The sequence below is a fragment of the Rhodococcus rhodochrous genome (assembly GCF_900187265.1).
Classification (GTDB): Bacteria; Actinomycetota; Actinomycetes; order Mycobacteriales; family Mycobacteriaceae; genus Rhodococcus; species Rhodococcus rhodochrous.
Genome location: NZ_LT906450.1, coordinates 4,544,815 through 4,562,453 on the forward strand (window position 1 = coordinate 4,544,815; position 17,639 = coordinate 4,562,453).

At 70.8% G+C, this 17,639-nt stretch carries 14 protein-coding genes; 10 read left to right on the forward strand and 4 right to left on the reverse strand.

The annotated features are described in order from the left end of the window. Window positions 1–27 precede the first annotated feature (27 nt). The 3 genes from CKW34_RS20720 to CKW34_RS20730 all read left to right on the forward strand — a co-directional run bounded on the left by CKW34_RS20720 (window position 28) and on the right by CKW34_RS20730 (window position 5,691). Window positions 28–1,110, forward strand: a complete 1,083-nt coding sequence (locus CKW34_RS20720; RefSeq protein WP_059383789.1) for an isochorismate synthase — start codon at window positions 28–30, stop codon at window positions 1,108–1,110. Between the two features lie 140 nt (window positions 1,111–1,250). Beyond that, window positions 1,251–1,424, forward strand: a complete 174-nt coding sequence (locus CKW34_RS20725; protein ID WP_006552672.1) for a DUF2613 domain-containing protein — start codon at window positions 1,251–1,253, stop codon at window positions 1,422–1,424. Next, on the forward strand, window positions 1,405–5,691 hold the full coding sequence (locus CKW34_RS20730; protein ID WP_059383788.1) for an alpha-(1->3)-arabinofuranosyltransferase: 4,287 nt from the start codon (window positions 1,405–1,407) through the stop codon (window positions 5,689–5,691). Before CKW34_RS20725 ends, CKW34_RS20730 begins: the two co-directional genes overlap by 20 nt. Here CKW34_RS20730 and CKW34_RS20735 read toward each other — a convergent pair. Continuing rightward, window positions 5,580–6,752, reverse strand: a complete 1,173-nt coding sequence (locus CKW34_RS20735; protein WP_059383787.1) for an acyltransferase family protein — start codon at window positions 6,750–6,752, stop codon at window positions 5,580–5,582. The genes CKW34_RS20730 and CKW34_RS20735 overlap by 112 nt on opposite strands. Before the next feature lie 246 nt (window positions 6,753–6,998). On the opposite strand from CKW34_RS20735, the gene CKW34_RS20740 reads away from it, so the two are divergent. Continuing rightward, a complete protein-coding gene (locus tag CKW34_RS20740) occupies window positions 6,999–8,234 on the forward strand; it encodes a PorA family protein (RefSeq protein WP_162232231.1) in 1,236 nt (411 codons plus the stop codon). Window positions 8,235–8,262: 28 nt separating this feature from the next. On the opposite strand, the gene CKW34_RS20745 is transcribed toward CKW34_RS20740, so the two are convergent. After that, window positions 8,263–9,534 (reverse strand): lipopolysaccharide biosynthesis protein, encoded by a 1,272-nt coding sequence (locus tag CKW34_RS20745; RefSeq protein ID WP_059383785.1) that lies wholly within the window; start codon window positions 9,532–9,534, stop codon window positions 8,263–8,265. Window positions 9,535–9,576: 42 nt separating this feature from the next. Here CKW34_RS20745 and CKW34_RS20750 point away from each other — a divergent pair, with 42 nt between their 5' ends. Further along, entirely contained in the window at window positions 9,577–11,328 is a 1,752-nt protein-coding gene (locus tag CKW34_RS20750; RefSeq protein WP_059383784.1) for a hypothetical protein, read from the forward strand. Here CKW34_RS20750 and CKW34_RS20755 read toward each other — a convergent pair. Next, window positions 11,239–12,468, reverse strand: coding sequence for a glycosyltransferase family 4 protein (locus CKW34_RS20755; protein ID WP_059383783.1), 1,230 nt, complete (start codon window positions 12,466–12,468; stop codon window positions 11,239–11,241). The two genes, CKW34_RS20750 and CKW34_RS20755, sit on opposite strands and share 90 nt — an antisense overlap. Window positions 12,469–12,634: 166 nt before the next feature. Here CKW34_RS20755 and CKW34_RS20760 point away from each other — a divergent pair, with 166 nt between their 5' ends. The 3 genes from CKW34_RS20760 (at window position 12,635) to CKW34_RS20770 (ending at window position 14,853) form a co-directional block, all read left to right on the forward strand. Then, window positions 12,635–13,390: a class I SAM-dependent methyltransferase gene (locus CKW34_RS20760; RefSeq protein WP_059383782.1), complete on the forward strand. Its 756-nt coding sequence runs from the start codon at window positions 12,635–12,637 to the stop codon at window positions 13,388–13,390. A 22-nt stretch (window positions 13,391–13,412) separates the two neighbouring features. Then, complete coding sequence (locus tag CKW34_RS20765) at window positions 13,413–14,315, forward strand: ROK family protein (RefSeq protein ID WP_059383781.1); 903 nt, start codon at window positions 13,413–13,415, stop codon at window positions 14,313–14,315. A gap of 106 nt (window positions 14,316–14,421) precedes the next feature. Further along, window positions 14,422–14,853, forward strand: a complete 432-nt coding sequence (locus CKW34_RS20770; protein WP_059383780.1) for a CBS domain-containing protein — start codon at window positions 14,422–14,424, stop codon at window positions 14,851–14,853. 157 nt (window positions 14,854–15,010) lie between these two features. Here CKW34_RS20770 and CKW34_RS20775 read toward each other — a convergent pair whose 3' ends face one another. Then, on the reverse strand, window positions 15,011–15,424 hold the full coding sequence (locus CKW34_RS20775) for a hypothetical protein (protein WP_059383779.1): 414 nt from the start codon (window positions 15,422–15,424) through the stop codon (window positions 15,011–15,013). Window positions 15,425–15,534: 110 nt separating this feature from the next. On the opposite strand from CKW34_RS20775, the gene CKW34_RS20780 reads away from it, so the two are divergent. Together CKW34_RS20780 and CKW34_RS20785 are read left to right on the forward strand one after the other, a co-directional pair. Then, complete coding sequence (locus CKW34_RS20780; RefSeq protein ID WP_059383778.1) at window positions 15,535–16,014, forward strand: nucleoside deaminase; 480 nt, start codon at window positions 15,535–15,537, stop codon at window positions 16,012–16,014. A gap of 139 nt (window positions 16,015–16,153) precedes the next feature. Further along, complete coding sequence (locus CKW34_RS20785; RefSeq protein WP_059383777.1) at window positions 16,154–17,602, forward strand: aldehyde dehydrogenase; 1,449 nt, start codon at window positions 16,154–16,156, stop codon at window positions 17,600–17,602. Window positions 17,603–17,639 lie beyond the last annotated feature (37 nt).

A 17,639-nucleotide genomic window follows, 5' to 3' on the forward strand; every position in this document is an offset into this window, starting at 1 on the left:
TACAGGCAGGGATATTGTCGATCCACCATGGACGGATTCCTGCTCTCGCGCGCCGAACGCTCGGTGCACGCCACCGGCACCCGCCGGTTCTTCGACGACGTCCACTCCGCCACGCAGGCACTCCGCAGCGGCAAGGCGACGATCGTCGTCGGTGCACTGCCGTTCTCGCGGCACCGTCCGGTGGCCCTCGCGCAGCCCGACGACGTCGAGATCACCGACGGCCCGTGGCAGGCCCCGTCCGACCTGTCGGACCTGCCACCGGTGCGGATCTCCGCCGAGCTGCCACTGCCCCGCGTGCACGTCGAGCGGGTGCGCCGGCTCGTCGAGCGGTTGTCCCTCGGGGAGATGGAGAAGGTCGTCGCCGCCCGGCGGGTCGCGCTCGAGGCCGACGACCCCCTCGACCCGCTCGCGCTCGCGGCCCGCATGATCGAACGCCATCCCGACGCGGCGACGTACGCGCTGGACCTGAGCGCGGCGGGTGAACGCTACTGGGGGCACACGCTGGTCGGCGCGACCCCCGAACTGCTCGTGAGCCGACGCGGTGACACCGTCACGTGCCGTCCCCTCGCCGGGACCGCCGCACGCCGGGCCGATCCGGACGAGGACCGTCGTGCCGGTGAGGAACTGCTGACCTCGGACAAGAACCTCACCGAGCACGGTTTCGTCGTCGACTGGATCCGCACGCGACTGGCCCCGTTGTGCAGCGACCTCGACATCCCCGACAAGCCCGAGCTCACCGCGACCCCCGATGTCTGGCATCTCGCCACGCCGATCACCGGCACCCTCCGCGACCCCGGTACCGACGCGCTCACCCTCGCCCACGTCCTGCATCCCACCCCGGCCGTGGCGGGCACCCCGACCGAGGCCGCGCTGGACGTGATCTCCCGGGTCGAGGGCGACCGGCGCTTCTACGGCGGCGCGGTGGGCTGGTGCGACGAACAGGGCGACGGCGACTGGTTCGTCGCCATCCGGTGCGCGGAGCTCAGTTCCGACGGCCGACGCGCCGTGGCCTGGGCCGGAGGTGGCATCGTGGCCGATTCCGATCCCGTCGCCGAACTCGACGAGACCACCGCGAAACTGCGCACGCTGCTCGGCGCGCTGGGCGTGTAGCGCACCGCCGCGACGGTGAAGATCGACTCGGAGGCTCGCACCGTCCGCCGACGCCTTCCGGGGTGATAGTTTGGCGCGGACCGATAGACAGCGTGGCGGCCGGCGATGACTGCCTGCGTCACTGGAGATGGGGAGACGGAATGGGGAAGTTCCTGGGACCGGGCCTGGGTAGCGTGGTCGTCGGTGCCGTACTCGGCGCCGTGGCGGTCTTCGGCGTGACGGCCGCTGTACAGGAGAATTCGCGCCCTCAGATCGATCGCAGTGGCAACGCCGATTCGTCCCTCCTGAACCAGGTTGAGTACGGCAGCCGCTGACGGCGCCGGCAACGCTTCGAGTTCACGCACGTACCGAGGCGAGACGGAGCTCCCGTCCGCCGAACCGCTGTCCCGTCGGTGGCTGTACGCAGTCACCGCGGTGGCGGTGGTCCTGTCGTTCGCCCAGGTTCCGGGCCTGGTCGTCGCCGACACCAAGTACGACCTGACGCAGAACCCGATCGGCTTCCTCACGCGCGCCGCTCACCAGTGGAGCAGTGTGGCGCCGCTCGGGCAGGTGCAGAACCAGGCGTACGGCTACTTCTTCCCGCACGGATCGTTCTTCGCCGCGGGACAACTGCTGCACATCCCCCCGTGGATCACCCAGCGGGTGTGGTGGGTGCTGCTGCTCGTCGCCGGATTCTGGGGCCTCGTCCGCCTCGCCGAAGCTCTCGGCATCGGGAGCCGTAGCTCCCGCCTGATCGCGGCGACGGTGTTCGTGCTGTCCCCGCGCGTCCTCACGACCCTCGGTTCCATCTCGTCGGAAGCACATCCGATGATGCTGGCGCCGTGGGTGCTGCTGCCGTTGGTGCGGTATCTGAACACGCAGAACCCCGGCTCGGCCCGCCGGCTCGCTGCGCAGTCCGCCCTGGCGGTGGCGCTCATGGGCGCGATCAACGCCGTCGCGACCGCCGCGGCCTGTCTCGTCGCGGCCCTGTGGTGGGCCGCGCACCGCCCGAACCGGCGCTGGTGGCGCTTCACGCTGTGGTGGCTGCCCCTGTGCGTCGTCGCGGTGACCTGGTGGATGGTGCCGCTGCTGTTGCTCGGCCGCGTCAGTCCGCCCTTCCTCGACTTCATCGAATCGTCCGGTGTCACCACCGAGTGGACGTCGCTCACCGAGGTGCTGCGCGGCACCAGCAGCTGGACGCCCTTCGTCTCCCCCGAACGCATCGCGGGCGCCGTGCTCGTCACGCAGCCCGCCGCCGTCCTCGTCACCGGCGCCCTGGCCGCGGCCGGTCTCGCCGGTCTCGCGATGCGGTCGATGCCGGCGCGCGGTCGCCTCACCCTGATCCTCGTGGTGGGCCTCGTCGGCATGGGCGTCGGCTACGTCGGCCAGCTCGACTCGCCGTTCGCCGAGCAGGTCCGGTTGTTCCTCGACACCACCGGTGCGCCGCTGCGCAACGTCCACAAGCTCGAACCGCTCGTGCGACTGCCGATCGTGCTCGGGCTCGCGCATCTGCTGCGCGCCGTGCCGCTGCCCGGATCGGTGCCGTGGACGCGCGCCCGGAACGCCTTCGCACATCCAGAACGCAATCCGATGGTCGCGGTGACGACGTTGATCCTCGTCGCGATGACGCTCGCGACCTCGCTCGCGTGGACCGGCCGGCTCGCCCCGCGCGGCGCCTACGACGAGGTCCCCGAACACTGGCACGCCGCGGCTGCCTGGCTCGAGGACAACACGAGCGAGCGCGGCGAACGCGCCCTCATCGTTCCCGGCGCGCCGTTCGGCAGCCAGCTGTGGGGCCTCACCCGCGACGAACCACTGCAGGCCCTCGCGTCGACGCCGTGGGCCGTGCGCGACGCCGTGCCGCTCGTGCCGCCCGGCGCCATCCGCGCCCTCGACGCCGTGCAACGCGACATCGCCGACGGCCGCCCGTCCGACGGTCTCGCCGCCACCCTGCGCGGCCAGGGCATCGGATTCCTGGTGGTGCGCAACGACCTCGATCCCGACACCTCCCCCGCTGCGCGACCGGCCCTCGTGCATCGCGCGCTCGACGGTTCGCCGGGCATCGAGCGGGTCGCCGAGTTCGGTGACGACATCGTCTTCGACAACCCGGAGGATTTCGTCACCGACGCCGACCTGCGACCGACCTATCCGGCCGTGGAGATCTACCGTGTCGCCGAACCGGCCGCGGCGCCCGTCGGTCCCTATGTCGTGGACGCCGCCGACGTGCCGGTCGTGCAGGGTGGCCCCGAGGCTCTGCTGCGCCGCAACACCGCGCAGCCCGATTTCGTCGGTCCCACACTCCTCGCGGCCGACGCGGCCCGCGCCGGTCTCCCCGTCGACGAGGTGACGGTCACCGACACCCCGACGGACCGCGAGACGGACTACGGGCAGGTCGATCATCATTCGTCGACGATCCGCACGGCCGACGACCCGCGCCGCACCCACAACGCCGTCCCCGACTATCCGGTGCCCGACACCGAACTCGTCCGGGCCGAATGGGAAGGCGCCCGTATCAGCGTGTCGAGCGCGGCGTCGGATGCCACCCAGCTCGGTGGCACGTCGGTGGCGAGCAGCCCGGCCGCGGTGGTCGACGGAGACCCGACGACCGGCTGGCACAGCAACGGACTCGAATCGGCGGTCGGCCAGTGGCTGCAGCTCGACCTCGACCGGCCTATCGAGGCGGGTCTGCTGCACCTGACGACGAGCTCCGGTGCTCTGGGCGATCCCGTCAAGTGGCTCGAGGTGTCCACCGACCGGGGCAGCACGGCGGTGCGCGTCGACAAGCCGGGACGCGAGCAGACGGTCGCGCTGCCGCTGGGCACCACCTCGTGGATCCGCATCACGTCCGTGCACACCGAACGCGGCACGGTCGGCAACCAGTTCGGTCTCACCGAGGTGGTCGTCGAGGACTTCACCGACCGGAACGATCCGCGCCCGATCGACATCCGGCGCCGCATCGTGGTGCCGGGCCCTGCCGAGGACGCCGCGGTACGCGGATGGCAGCTCGGACAGGAGTTCCCCGGCCGCGGCAGCTGCGTCGACACCGACGACCGCGTGCGCTGCGCGCGAGGGCTCGCCACCTCCGCGGAGGAACCCGGCGTGTTCACCCGCACCCTGGATGTGCCGCAGGAGACCTGGGTCCGCCCGGAACTGCTCCTGCGCGCACGTCCCGGGCCTGCACTCGAAGATCTCGTGGACCGCTCGGACCGGGTCGTCGCGCGCGGTGACGCCGACGTCGTCGACCTGCAGGGCTCGGCGTTCGCCCTCACCGACGGTGATCCCCGGACGTCGTGGACCGCGGAGGAGAGCTCGCTCGAAGCGGGTGCGCCGAGGCCGTCGCTCACGTTGGAACTGCCCGAGGAACGACGCGTCACGGGGTTGGACATCAGGGCCGCGCTGGGAGCGCTGCCGGTCGCGCCGTCGCGGGTCGCGGTGAATCTCGGCAACGGACCTCAGGTGCGCGAACTCGACGGTGACGACACGATCGTCGACCTGACCCCGCACGCCACGGACCGGATCGAACTCACCGTGGTGCGCTGGCGCGACACCCTCGACCGCACCGTGCTGGGTTTCTCGAAACTCACCCCTCCCGGGCTCGCCGAGGTGTCGGTGCTCGGCGACGACGGGCCGATCGGCGCACAGGGATCCGTCTACGACGAGACCGTGACCGTCGACTGCGAGCGCGGACCCGTCGTGGAGATCGACGGGCGCAGTTACCGCACGTCGCTCACCGCGCGGGTCGCCGATCTCGCCGCGGGCGTGGAGGTTCCTGCGACGCTGTGCGACACCGACGTCGTCGGCATGAATCCGGGCCGGGTCGACATCGACGTCGATCCCGGCGCGGCCTTCGTCGTCTCGGGCCTGCGGCTCGACGTCCCCGGTTCCGATGCGCCCGTCGCGGAGCCGACGGAACTCGACAAGGGCCGCTGGACGGAGAACCTGCGCGAGGTGACGGTTCCGGCGGGCGACGAGGACCGGCTCGTGGTGGTGCCCGAGAGCACCAACGTCGGCTGGGTGGCCCGCACCCCGGACGGCACCGTGGCGACGCCGGTCGTCGTGGACGGCTGGCAGCAGGGCTGGATCGTGCCGGCCGGCCCGCAGCAGACGCTGACCCTCGAGTTCGCTACCGACCGCTGGTACCGGCTCGGGATCTTCGGCGGGCTGTTGTTGCTCGTCCCGCTGTTCGCGGCGGCCGTGTGGCCCCGCAGGCGCGACGAGGATCCGGGTCCGACGCCGCGCACCTGGGGTTCGTCGGCTCTCGCACTGGCCGGTGTGCTGGTCGCCGCGACGCTCCTCGCGGGATGGGTCGGTGCCGCCGTCGCGGTCGTCGGCGCGGTGGGGATCGGTGCGCTCGTGCTGCGCCGCGGCCCCGTCGTGACGTCACGTGTGCTCGTGGGCACCGCGGGCGGCGCAACGATGCTGGCGATGGCGCTGCTGTCCACCGGGCCGTGGCGATCACCCGACGGATATGTCGGGCACTCGTTCCTGATTCAGTTCGCGGCGCTCGTCGGCGTGGTCGCGGTGGGCCTGGCCGCGGTGCCGCGCCGGGCCTTGTCCCAGCGGTGGAAGGCGGCGCGCGCCGGCTCCTCCACGAGGGCGTAACTGACGGACGCGACCGCCAGGCTCAGCACGACCGTCACCGTCAGCACGAACCAGAAGTGCCCCGCGAAGGCCAGGATCCCGAAGACGGGGAAGACGATCGACAGCACCGCGAGGTGCCAGATGAACAGGCCGTACGACCAGCGCCCGACGGCCAGTGCGACCGGGCTCGCCAGAACGCGGTGCTGCCGGCGCGGCGCGAGGGTCAGCGGGGCGAGCAGCGCGAAGCTCATGATCGCGCCCAGGGCGATCTTGGCGAAGTACTCGGAGGGTGCGAGATCGGTCAGCGTCTCCGGTCCGGCCAGCGGGGTGGCCGCGGCCGCGAAGGCGCCCACCGCGATCGCTCCCATCACCGCGCGTCGCGCCGCGAGCCGGTGGATCCATGTCTCCGGTCCGGTGACGAGTTCGGCGAGGATCATGCCCGCCGCAAACCAGGGCAGATAGCCGGGCAGCCAGTTGGTGTGGTTGATGTGGTCGGGGGTGCCGACCGGAATCCACGCCCACAGCAACGACAGTCCGCTCACGGCGAGCAGCAGCGGGACGCGGTATCGGGCGGCGTCCCCGCGCAGCCCGCTCACCGCCAGCGCCAGCAGTGGCAGCACGAGATAGAAGGCCACCTCCACCGACAGACTCCACATCTGGGTGAGGCCCTCGGTGAGAGTGAGTGGGACGAACACTTGCACGAGCGTGAGATTCGACCACCACACCTTCGCGCCGCCGCCCGCGCCGGGCAGCAACCACAGCACCAGGATCACGACGGTCCAGTAGGCGGGGAGGATGCGGGTGGCGCGGGAGAGGAAGTAGCGGGTCGCCGAGGGGGACGGTCCGAATCCGCGGGCCGCAGCGGCGTGCGGACGCCACAGCAGGAAGCCGGACAGGGCGAAGAACAGGGCGACGGCGAGGTCGAACCGTGCCCACACCCGGCCGATCGGCGAGTCGTGCACTGCGCCGGTCTGGAACGCGACGTGGGTGATCAACACGCCCACTGCGGCGAAGCCGCGCATCCCTTCGAGTGCCGGAAGGAATCCGCTCACGCTGCGGTTCCGGTCGGTGGTGGTGGTCATCGCGCACCAGTGTGCCGTGTCGTCGGAGCGGCGGACAGAGCAGGATCGTCCGGAACAGGACGATCCCGGCAGCGACGAAGATCGACTACGGATCCGTCCCAGCGGTGAGCGGGCGCGCATATTGCCATACCGGGCTGTTAGTGTCTGAGCTCACGTGGTGTTCGCGGGCCGGATGCCAGGCGATCCGTGCAGCCCTGCTGCTGCCGGTGGGGGTACTCGATGACGACCGTTGAGTGAGGAGAAAGCATGGCTGAGCGTTCGAGCTCCGGCCGGATACTGGCAATGATTCTGGTGGGCCTGGGGGCCTTCCTCCTGGTGATCGCGATTCTCGTGCCGACGTACACGCTCGGGAAGCTGAGGACGACACCGCTCGATCTCGAGGTGACCACGGTCGCCGAGGGCACGGGCGACATCCTCAACTCCCGCCAGCTGCTCGCCGGCAACGCGCAGGTCGATCGCGACGTGCCGATCGTCGCGCAGCGCTTCGTCACCGTCGAGGATCCCTCGGATGCCGAGATCATGACGCTGCAGTCCGGTCAGACGGTGCGACGACTCGACATGCAGGGGGACACGGGTCTCGTCTCCGCCATCGTCGACCGCGTCACGGTGAACCGCAAGACGTCCATGCCCGTCTCGGCGGAGGAGTACCCGGATCGTGTGAGCACGGTCCAGGTGAGCGCCGACCAGCCGCCGGTGGAGATCGACAACCGCGAGGGACTGCAGTACAAGTTCCCGTTCGACGTCCAGCAGGAGTCGTACCCGTACTACGACATCAACGCTCGCGAGAACTACCCCATCGACTTCGTCGGTGAGGAAGAGATCAACGGCATGAAGGTCTACCACTTCCATCAGGAGATCGGCCCCGTCGACCTGTCGAAGGCCGACCCCGAGGTCCAGACCTACAAGCTCAGCCTGCCCGCCTCCACCTGGGGTGTCGGTGAGGGCGACGAGCCGATCACGATGACCCGCTGGTACAACAACATCCGCGACCTGTGGGTCGACCCGGTCACCGGTGTCGTCGTCAAGGGCCAGGAGCAGCAGGACCAGTACTACGCCCGCGAGGCCGACAAGCCCGAGGTAACGGTCCTCAACGTGACGTTGCCGTTCGACGAGGAGACGATCGAGTACCAGATCGGCCAGGCCAAGGACGGCCAGGACACCATCTCGCTGTTCGGCCGCACCCTGCCGATCATCCTCGGCATCCTCGGCGTCATCCTGCTGATCGTCGGCTTCGTGCTCGGCATCCGCGGCGGCGGCAACCGTCGTCCGGCCACCGCGACCGGCGGCCCCGCTCCGGCAGGCCCGGCCACGACCACGGTCGGCCCGGCGCATTCGGCCGGCGCGCAGCACGATCACACCGATGACCGCACCGAGGTCATCCCGCGCCAGACCGACCCGAACGCGCAGCAGCGCGACTGGACGACCGATCAGACGCAGGAGATCCCGCGCACCGATCTGCGGAAGCCTCCGACGCAGGAGTGATCGTCCGTTGGACGAATCGAACCGCCCCTCACCGATCCCGGTGGGGGGCGGTCTCGTTCGTGGGTGACCCGTCGGTGGACGGGGCCGCTGCAGCCCCGCGCAGAGCGAGCACCGCGACCACCGCGGCCGTCGCCGCGGCCACACCGACGGCGACGGCGATGAACTGCCGCAGGGTCGACGCCACCGTGAACATCAGCACCGCCTCGAGGACGAGGCCCGCCCACGCGACGAGCGCGAGATGGGTGCGTTCCCCGGCGATCGCCGACAGCAGCGCGCCCTGCAGGACCGCCAGACACGCACCCTGCAACGCGAACAGCCACAGCAGCGACTGCACCGGCCCGTAGGCGTCGCCGACCAGCATCGGGACGATCGGTGCGCAAATCGCCGCGCCGGCGACGAGCACCGCGCCGATCGCGACGAGGACGGTGAGCGCCGACCGCACCGCCGCCGCCGACTGGGCGGGGTTCGCCATCCGCGGATAGAGCACCACACCGACCGCCTGCGGCAACCAGAAGGCGACCTTCGTCGCCACCGCCCCCAGTGCGTACAGGCCGGCCGAGTCGGGGTCGAGCAGCATGCGGGCGAGCAGCAGGTCGAGCGACGTGAGGGCGATGAGGGCCAGCTGCACCTGGGAGGCACGCAGCACCGCCCCGGCGGTCGGGACCGGCTCCGTCCTCCCACCCGACGTCCGGCCCACGAGCACGCTCGCGGCCAGCGCGACCACGCCCGTGCCGAGCGCCCCGGCGAACAGCGCGGCGCCGGGACCTCCTCCGACGGCGAGCACCGCCACGGCCGGCACCACCTTCGCGATGCCCGCGGCGGCCAGGACGACGCTGAGCGCCGCGAACCTGCCCCGCCCCTGCAGCAGACCCTGTTCGGCAGCGAGGAGGACGAGCAGCGGCGCGGTGACGAGCGATCCGAACGCTCCCCCGACGCTCGTGTCGAGCGCCCACGCCACGACGGGCACGAGAAGCATCGCGACGACGAAGGCGAGCACGGCGCAGCGATAACCGAGACGGCGCAACGCCGCGGCACCGGTGCCGTGCACGGCCTCCCGGGCGACGACCGTCTGCAACGCCAGCGCCGGCACCGCGAGGACGAGCTGCGCGGCGAGCAGGCTCGCGAACTCGCCGTATCCGGCGGGCCCGAGCCAACGTCCCGCCGGCAGGTGCAACAGATAGGACGCGAGGTTCGCGGTCATCGCACCGACCGTCACCAGCGTCATGCCGGCGACGGCGGTACCCGTCGAACCACGGGTGGTCTCGGTGCCCTCCGACGCGGGTCGGGGTGTTCGCGGCATCCGCTCATCCTCCCATCCGGAACGACACCGTATTCTGCCGCCATGCCACGCCCGGAGTCGTCCCGCATCTCCACGACGGCGGCTCTCCCGGCGGTCTGGTCCCTCGTCCTGACGGTCGCGGTGCTCGGCCCGTTCCTCGTCTCCCCCGGCTACCTGCTCTTCCGCGACGCGGTGAGCACTCCCCGATCGTTCCCCACCGACTCCGCACTCGGTCTGTCCGACGCCGCCGCCCGCGCGGTTCCGCAGGACGCCCTGCTGGCGTGGGTGAGCACCGTCGTCGACGGTGGTGTCGCGGTCACGGCGCTGCTCGTCGCGTCGTTGTGGGCGGCGGGGTGGGGTGCGGCGCGGCTGGTCGCGGTGGTGCTGCCGACGAGCGGAACCGGTGCCCGGCTCGTCGCGGCGACGGTCGCGATCTGGAATCCCTATGTCGCCGAGCGGTTGCTGCAGGGCCACTGGAGTCTGCTCGCCGGGTACGCCGCGCTGCCGTGGACGATCTGCGCGGCCGTCGCGATCCGGCGGCGGAGACGCGGCGGGTGGGCGTCGTCGGCGGTCTGCCTGGCCGCCGCGGGGCTGACCCCGACCGGGGCCCTGCTGGCGATCGTCACGGCCTGCGCCGTCCTCGTCGCCCCCGGCGGCCGGACGCGGGTACTGCCGCGCGTGGGCGGCACGCTCGCGCTGGGTGTCGCGGTGTCGTTGCCGTGGCTGGTCGCGACGGCACTCGCCGGTGGCGGCACCGAAGCCGACCCGGCCGGTGTGCGCGCCTTCGCCGCCCGGGCCGAACCGCTGCTCGGCACGATCGGTTCGGTGGCGGGACTCGGCGGGATCTGGAACGCCGAATCCGTCCCCACCTCGCGCACCACCGCATGGGCGCTGATGGGCACCCTGCTGCTGCTCGCCGTGGTGGCGTGCGGGGTGCCGGCGCTGTGGCGGCGACGCAGGAATCCGGTGATCGTGGCGGTCGTGGTGCCCGCCGTCCTCGCGGTGCTCGTCGTCGCCCTCGCCGCGACCGGACCGGGACTCGCCGTCGGTGAATGGGCGATGGTGAACGTGCCCGGCGCGGGACTGCTGCGCGACACCCAGAAGTGGGTCGCGTGGGCGATGCCCGCCTACACGCTCGCCGCGGCGGCCGGCACGACCGTCCTCGCGCGGCGCTTCGCGGCGCCCGAACCGGTGTGGGCGCTGGCCGCGATCGCCGTCGTGCTGGTCGCGCTGCCCGACCTGGTGTGGGGTGTGGGCGGGCAACTGCAGCCCGTGCGCTATCCGCCGGGCTGGGAACGGGTGTCGCAGATCGTCACGGTCGACGACGGCGACGTGGCGGTGCTGCCCGCCGGCATGTTCCGGGTCTTCGACTTCTCCGGGCCCGTGCCGGTGCTCGATCCGTCCCCGCGCATGCTGCGCGCCGACGTCCTGCAGACCGGAACCCTGATCGTCGCCGAGGGCAGTGTCGCCGGGGAGGGTCGCCGCGCGGAGGACGTCGAAGCCTTGCTGCTGTCCGGCGCGGACCCGAGTGCGCTCGCCGCGCGCGGGGTGGGCTGGGTGCTCGTCGAGCACGGCACGCCGGGCGAACTCGGCGACTCACAAAGCACACTCGACACGCTCGAACCCGCCTACCGCGACGAGGATCTGAGCCTGTACCGGGTGGAGGGCGTCACCTCGACCCCGTCGCCCCACCGCGCCCTGGCGATCGGGGCGCACGTGGCGTGGTTACTGGTACTGGCCGGCGGCGCTGGGTGCGCGCTCGGGCAGCGGGTCGGCGAGAGTCGACGGCTCGTCGGCGCGCGGGAACAGCCCTGAGACGGTGTGCCCGAAGGTCGTGACGGACAGGACCTCGTGCACGCCCTCCCCCGTGGCCTCCCACGAGAACTCGCCGGCGCGGATGCGGGCCTTGTTGCCGAGCTGACGACGACGGTCGGCGTCGGCGAGCAGATCGGCGACGGCGGCGGTCAGTTCGGCGGGTGAGTCCACGAGCACTCCGGTCACGCCGTCGATGATCGAATCGGTCAGTCCCTTGGAACTGCGGTAACCGATGGTGGGCACACCGTGCTGGGCGGCCTCGACCACCGCGAGACCCCACCCCTCCTTGCGTGAGGGCATCACGTGAACCCAGGCGCGGGCGAGCAATTCGTGCTTGCGCTGTTCGTCGACGTGGCCGTGGAAGGTGACGGCGTCGCCGATGCCCAGTTCTGCGGCCGCATCGCGGAGGTTCTGCTCCCACCAGCCGCCGCCGATGACGTCGAGATGCAGACCGGGGACGGTGCCGCGCAGCGCCGCGACCGCGGCGAGGGCATCCTCGATCTGCTTGTGCGGCACCAGCCGTGAGAGCACGCACACGCTCGGGTGGGCCGTGCGTGTGTCGTCGCCCCCCACTGCGACACCGGTGGGGACGGCGTCGACACCATTGCGGACCACGGCGATCCGTTCCCGGTCGACGCCGAGAGCGCGCAGCTCGTCGGCGGACGGAAGGGAGACGGTGAGGTACTGGTTGCGGCGGTGCACGCGCGGCGACAGGGACGACTCGATCCACCAGCCGAGCTTGGCCATCAGCCTGCCTGCGACCGGCCACTGCTCGCGATGACAGTGGTGCACGAGCACCGTGACGGGGGCACCGGCGACGAGCCGGGCGAAGAACGGGATGCCGTTCTGGGTGTCGATGACGGCGTCGGGACGGATACCGGCGAGGGGGCCGACACCGAATCTGCCCGCGAGGATCGCGGCGAGCGCGCGCGGATAGACGGTGAGCCGTCCCCCACCGCGACTGACGGTGATGCCGTCGATCCGGTCCCGCTCGGGAGCTCCGGGATAGGAGGCGGTCCTCAGGACGACGCGGACGCCGCGCGCCGCGAGTTGCGCCCCGACCTGTTCGAGATACCGCTCGCTGCCACCGCCCTGCGGATGCCCGCTATCGCGCCAGCAGAGCAGCAGAACCTCCCGCACGCGGTGACCCCCCTGTATGTCGACTCGACCACCCGGCCGGGCAGATGTGACTCGGACGATGACAAGGACACAGTAGCGGGTGCCGGTCGGCGACAGGTGAGGGACGAGCGCGGGGCCCGCACTAAGGTGACTGGACGTGCCATCGACGACCCGACCCCGCACCGACGTGACCCGGCTGTTCGCCCGCCGCGCCACACTGCGCCGTTCCGTGGGGTTGCTCGGCAGCTTCCGGTTCGAACAGACGGAACCGGAGAAGTTCTACGGTGGTCTCGCGCGCGACACCGTCGACCTCATCGGCGATCTCTACACGGGGCTGACCGGCGCCGATCTGACGGGCACCACGGTCGTCGACGTCGGCGGTGGACCGGGTTACTTCGCGGATGCGTTCACCGAGGTGGGTTCGCGGTACGTGCCGATCGAGCCCGACCCGTCGGAGATGCACGCCGCCGGTCTGCAGGTGGGCGGTGCGATCCGCGGCTCGGGCCTGGCACTGCCGCTGCGTACCGGATCGGTGGACGTGTGCTTCTCGTCGAACGTCGCCGAACATGTTCCGACGCCGTGGGTGATGGCCGACGAGATGCTGCGCGTCACGCGTCCCGGCGGACTGATGGTGCTGTCGTACACCCTGTGGTGGGGGCCGTTCGGCGGGCACGAGACCGGTCCGTGGCACGCCTTCGGCGGCGAGTACGCGGCCCGGCGCTACGCCCGCAAACACGGCCGGGAACCGAAGAACCGGTACGGGGTGTCGCTGTTCGACGTCGGCGCGAGCGACGGTCTGCGCTGGGCACGTTCGACACCCGACGGTGAACTGCTCGCGGCGTTCCCCCGCTACCACCCGAACTGGGCGTGGTGGCTCGTGAACGTGCCCGGTGTCCGAGAGTTCCTCGTCAGCAACCTGGTCCTGGTCCTGCGGCGACGCTGACCCGTCGCTTAATGTCGTCGCCATGACCGCACTGGCCCTGGACGTCGGCGGCACCAAGCTCGCCGCGGCCGTCGCCGCCGACGACGGCACCCCGCTCGAAGCCCGTTCCGTGCCGGTCCCCCGCAAGGACGTGTGGGACGCGTGCGCGGGGCTGCTCCGGGAGGTCGCGGAGGTCGGTGAGGAACCGGTGACCGCCGTGGGTATCGCCGCGGCAGGACCGGTCGACACGAACGCCGGGACGATCGGCCCGATCAACATCTCCGAGTGGAGTTCCGGCTTCGCACTCGTCGACGCCGTGCGTTCGGTGTTCCCCGAGGCGCGTGTCGATCTGGTGATGGACGGTGCGGCCGCGACCCTCGCCGAACAGCGCTTCGGTGCCGGACGTGACGTCGCCGACCTGCTCGGGGTCGTGCTCGGCACCGGCATCGGCGGCGGTCTCGTGCTCGGCGGCCGGATCGTGCGCGGCCGCACCGGAAACGCCGGCCACATAGGGCACGTCGTCTCGCCCTACGGCACGACGGTGTGCGCGTGCGGAGGCGTCGGCTGCATCGAGACCGTGGCGAGCGGCCCGTCGGCGGTGCGCTGGGCCCGTGCCCACGGCTGGCAAGGCCCCGACGGTGTCGCACTGGCCGCGGACGCCGAGTCCGGGGTCGGCGTCGCCGCCGCGGCACTCGAACGGGCCGGGACGGCGCTGGGGCAGGTCATCGCGTCGGCAGCGGCACTGGTGGATGTGGGACGGGTGGTCGTCGGCGGAGGCTTCGCGCAATCGGGCGGGCACCTGTGGCGGCCGATGCTCGCGTCGGCGGCCCGGCACGCCCGCCTGCGGTTCGTACAGGACCTGCAGATCGTCCCCGCCGAACTCGGCGCACTGGGCACTCTCACCGGCGCATCGATCGTCGCCGCAGGTCACGACTGGATAACCTGACCCGGCACACCGGGCTTTCCGGCCTACCCTGAGGACCACATCGGAGTCCCGGCGGAAACCGGTAGCGGGCCGCCGGGATGCTCTGCGAGCAGATCGGCGGTACCGGATGCGGATTGCTGACATTTTGCGGAACAAGGGTTCGGCGGTGCACACGGTCGGGCCCGACACCACGGTATGCGAGCTCATCGGCGACTTCGCGCGGTTCAACATCGGCGCGATGGTGGTGTGCGAGGGCAGGAGCGTCGCCGGGATCGTCACCGAACGCGACGTCGTACGCGCCCTCCACGAACGGGGCCCCTCGATCCTCGCCGCGCCGGCACACGAACTGATGTCCCGGACGGTGACGACCTGCCTGCCCACCGATTCGGTCGACAGTCTCGCCGAGACCATGACCGAACAACGGATCCGGCACCTGCCGGTCGTGGTGGACTCTCAGCTGGTCGGGATCGTCAGTATCGGCGACGTGGTCAAGAGCCGCATCGACGAACTACAGACCGAACGCGACCAGCTCGCCTCGTACATCCACGACGGTGGCTGACTTGTCGTTCCACGACGGTGGCTGACTTGTCGTTCCACGACGGTGGCTGACTTGTCGTTCCACGACGGTGGCTGACTTGTCGTTCCACGACGGTGGCTGACTTGTCGTTCCACGACGGTGGCCGATCTGTCGTTCCACGACGGTGGATGAAGCCTGATCAGTTCTCGCCGGTCGCATCGTCGGGAGCCGTGTCCCCGGTGGCACTGTCCTCCGCGGCACTCTCGTCTGTGGCACTCGGGCGGTCGAGGATGCTCACGCTCATCCCGTAGGGCAGGAACCGCACCGAACGTCGCGGGTCGGTGTTGCCCTTGAGCGTGCGCAGCGCGTCGAGTTCGGTGCGATGGACCTGGTCGACGCGGGCCACGCCGTCGTCGTCGGTGGTGTAGACGACCCAGACGCCGTCGCCCTTCTCACCGGTGGTCTCGGGCCGCGGCTGCGTGCGCGTCGGCGCTACCGGCGGCTCGAGGAACGAGAAGATGCGGTCCTTCAGTTCCCGCAGTTCCTCACCGGCTTCCCGCACCACGCGGTCGAGATCGTCGGGGTCGAACCCGAACGGATTGTTCTCCGCCATGTCATGTCTCCTGACCGTTGGGCACCCTCCAGTGTGGTGACGGTCGCCGATTCGCGCCACCCGGCTCCTCCCCCGCCCCTACTGTGCAGCCGAGGGAGGAAGAGACATCGATGGTGAACGACACGGATCTGCAGCATCTGCGGCGGTGCGTCGAACTCGCGGAGGAGGCGGTCGCGGCCGGCGACGAGCCGTTCGGGTCGGTGCTCGTCGATGCGGACGGCAAGGTCCTGGCCGAGGACCGCAACCGCGTCGCAGGCGGCGACAGCACCCGGCATCCCGAGTTCGAGCTCGCACGATGGGCCGCCGAACATCTCGAACCCGACCGGCGCGCCACCGCGACCGTCTACACCTCCGGTGAGCACTGCCCGATGTGTGCGGCCGCGCACGGCTGGGTCGGCCTGGGGCGGATCGTCTACGCGGCGTCCTCCGAGCAACTCGTCCGGTGGCTCGACGAGATGGGCGTGCCACCGGCACCGGTCCGTCCACTGCCGATCCGCGAGGTCGTGCCGGATGCCGTCGTCGACGGGCCCGTTCCCGAACTCGAACAGGAGATCCGCCTGCTGCACCGGCGCTGCCACCTCGGGGAGTGAGGCCGTCCGGTCCCATTCGATCTGGTGACCCTCTGGCCTCAGGCTGTAACGTGTTCTAGTGTTCGGGGTCACAGCACCGCGGCGCGCTCGACGGCCGCGCGATCCGAGACGTGAGCACACAGCAACGGATGAGGAAGACATGACCGACTACGACAAGTTGTTCATCGGCGGCGAATGGGTGGCACCGTCGACCGACGAGAGACTCGAGGTGTTCTCCCCCGCCACCGAGGAGCGCGTCGGCTCCGTGCCGGTCGCGGGACCGAAGGACGTCGACGCCGCGGTCGCCGCCGCCCGGCGTGCCTTCGACGACGGGCCGTGGCCGCGCACGTCGCCGGCCGAACGCGCCCAGGTACTCGCCAAGGCCATCTCGCTCATCGAGCAGCGCAACGACGAGATCGCCGGCGTCATCGCCTCCGAACTCGGACAGCCGGGCCCCTCCGTCCAGATGGTGCAGATGACCCCGGCCCTGGGCACGCTGAACTACTATGCCGGACTGGCGGACTCGTTCAACTGGGTCGAGGAACGGACCGGGTCCTTCGGCCGCACCCGCGTCACCCGCGAACCGGTCGGCGTCGTCGCCGCCGTCATCGCGTGGAACGTGCCGCTGTTCCTGTGCGCCAACAAGATCGCACCCGCCCTGCTCGCCGGATGCTCGGTGGTGCTCAAGCCCGCACCCGAGGCTCCGCTGGCCGTGAACCTCATCGCCGAGATCTTCACCGAGGCAGGTCTTCCCGAAGGCGTGCTGTCGGTGGTTCCGGGCGGCGCCGAGACCGGCGAGAACCTCGTGTCCCATCCCGACATCGACAAGATCACCTTCACCGGTTCGACCGCGGTGGGCAAGCACATCGGCGAGATCGCAGCACGCAACCTCAAGCGCTGCTCACTCGAACTCGGCGGCAAGTCCGCGGCCATCGTCCTCGAGGACGCCGACCTCGACTCCACCATCGCCATGCTCGTGATGTCGGGGCTCATCAACACCGGTCAGGCATGTGTCGGCCAGACACGCATCCTGGCTCCGCGCTCCCGCTACGACGAGGTCGTCGAGAAGGTCGCCGGCGCAACCGCATTCTTCCCCGTCGGCCCTCCCGGCGACGAGGCCGCGCAGATCGGTCCGCTGATCTCCGCCAAGCAGCGCGACCGCGTCGAGGGCTACATCGCCAAGGGCAAGGAAGAGGGTGCCCGCGTCGTGATCGGCGGCGGCCGTCCGGCGCACCTCGACAAGGGTTACTTCGTCGAGCCGACGATCTTCGCCGACGTCGACAACTCGATGACGATCGCCCGTGAGGAGATCTTCGGTCCCGTGCTGTGCGTGCTGCCCTACGACAGCGTCGACGAGGCCGTGAAGATCGCCAACGACTCCGACTACGGCCTCGCCGGTTCGGTGTACACCACCGACATCGAGAAGGGCCTCGAGATCGCGTCGCGTGTGCGCACCGGAACGTACGGAATCAACTGGTACGCATTCGATCCCGGTTCGCCGTTCGGCGGCTTCAAGAACTCGGGCATCGGGCGTGAGAACGGCCCCGAAGGACTCGAGGCGTTCTGCGAACTGAAGTCCGTGCTCTACCCGCCCGGCTACGAGGGCTGATCCCCGACGACGAGGGGGAGGATATGTGCGTTCTCGA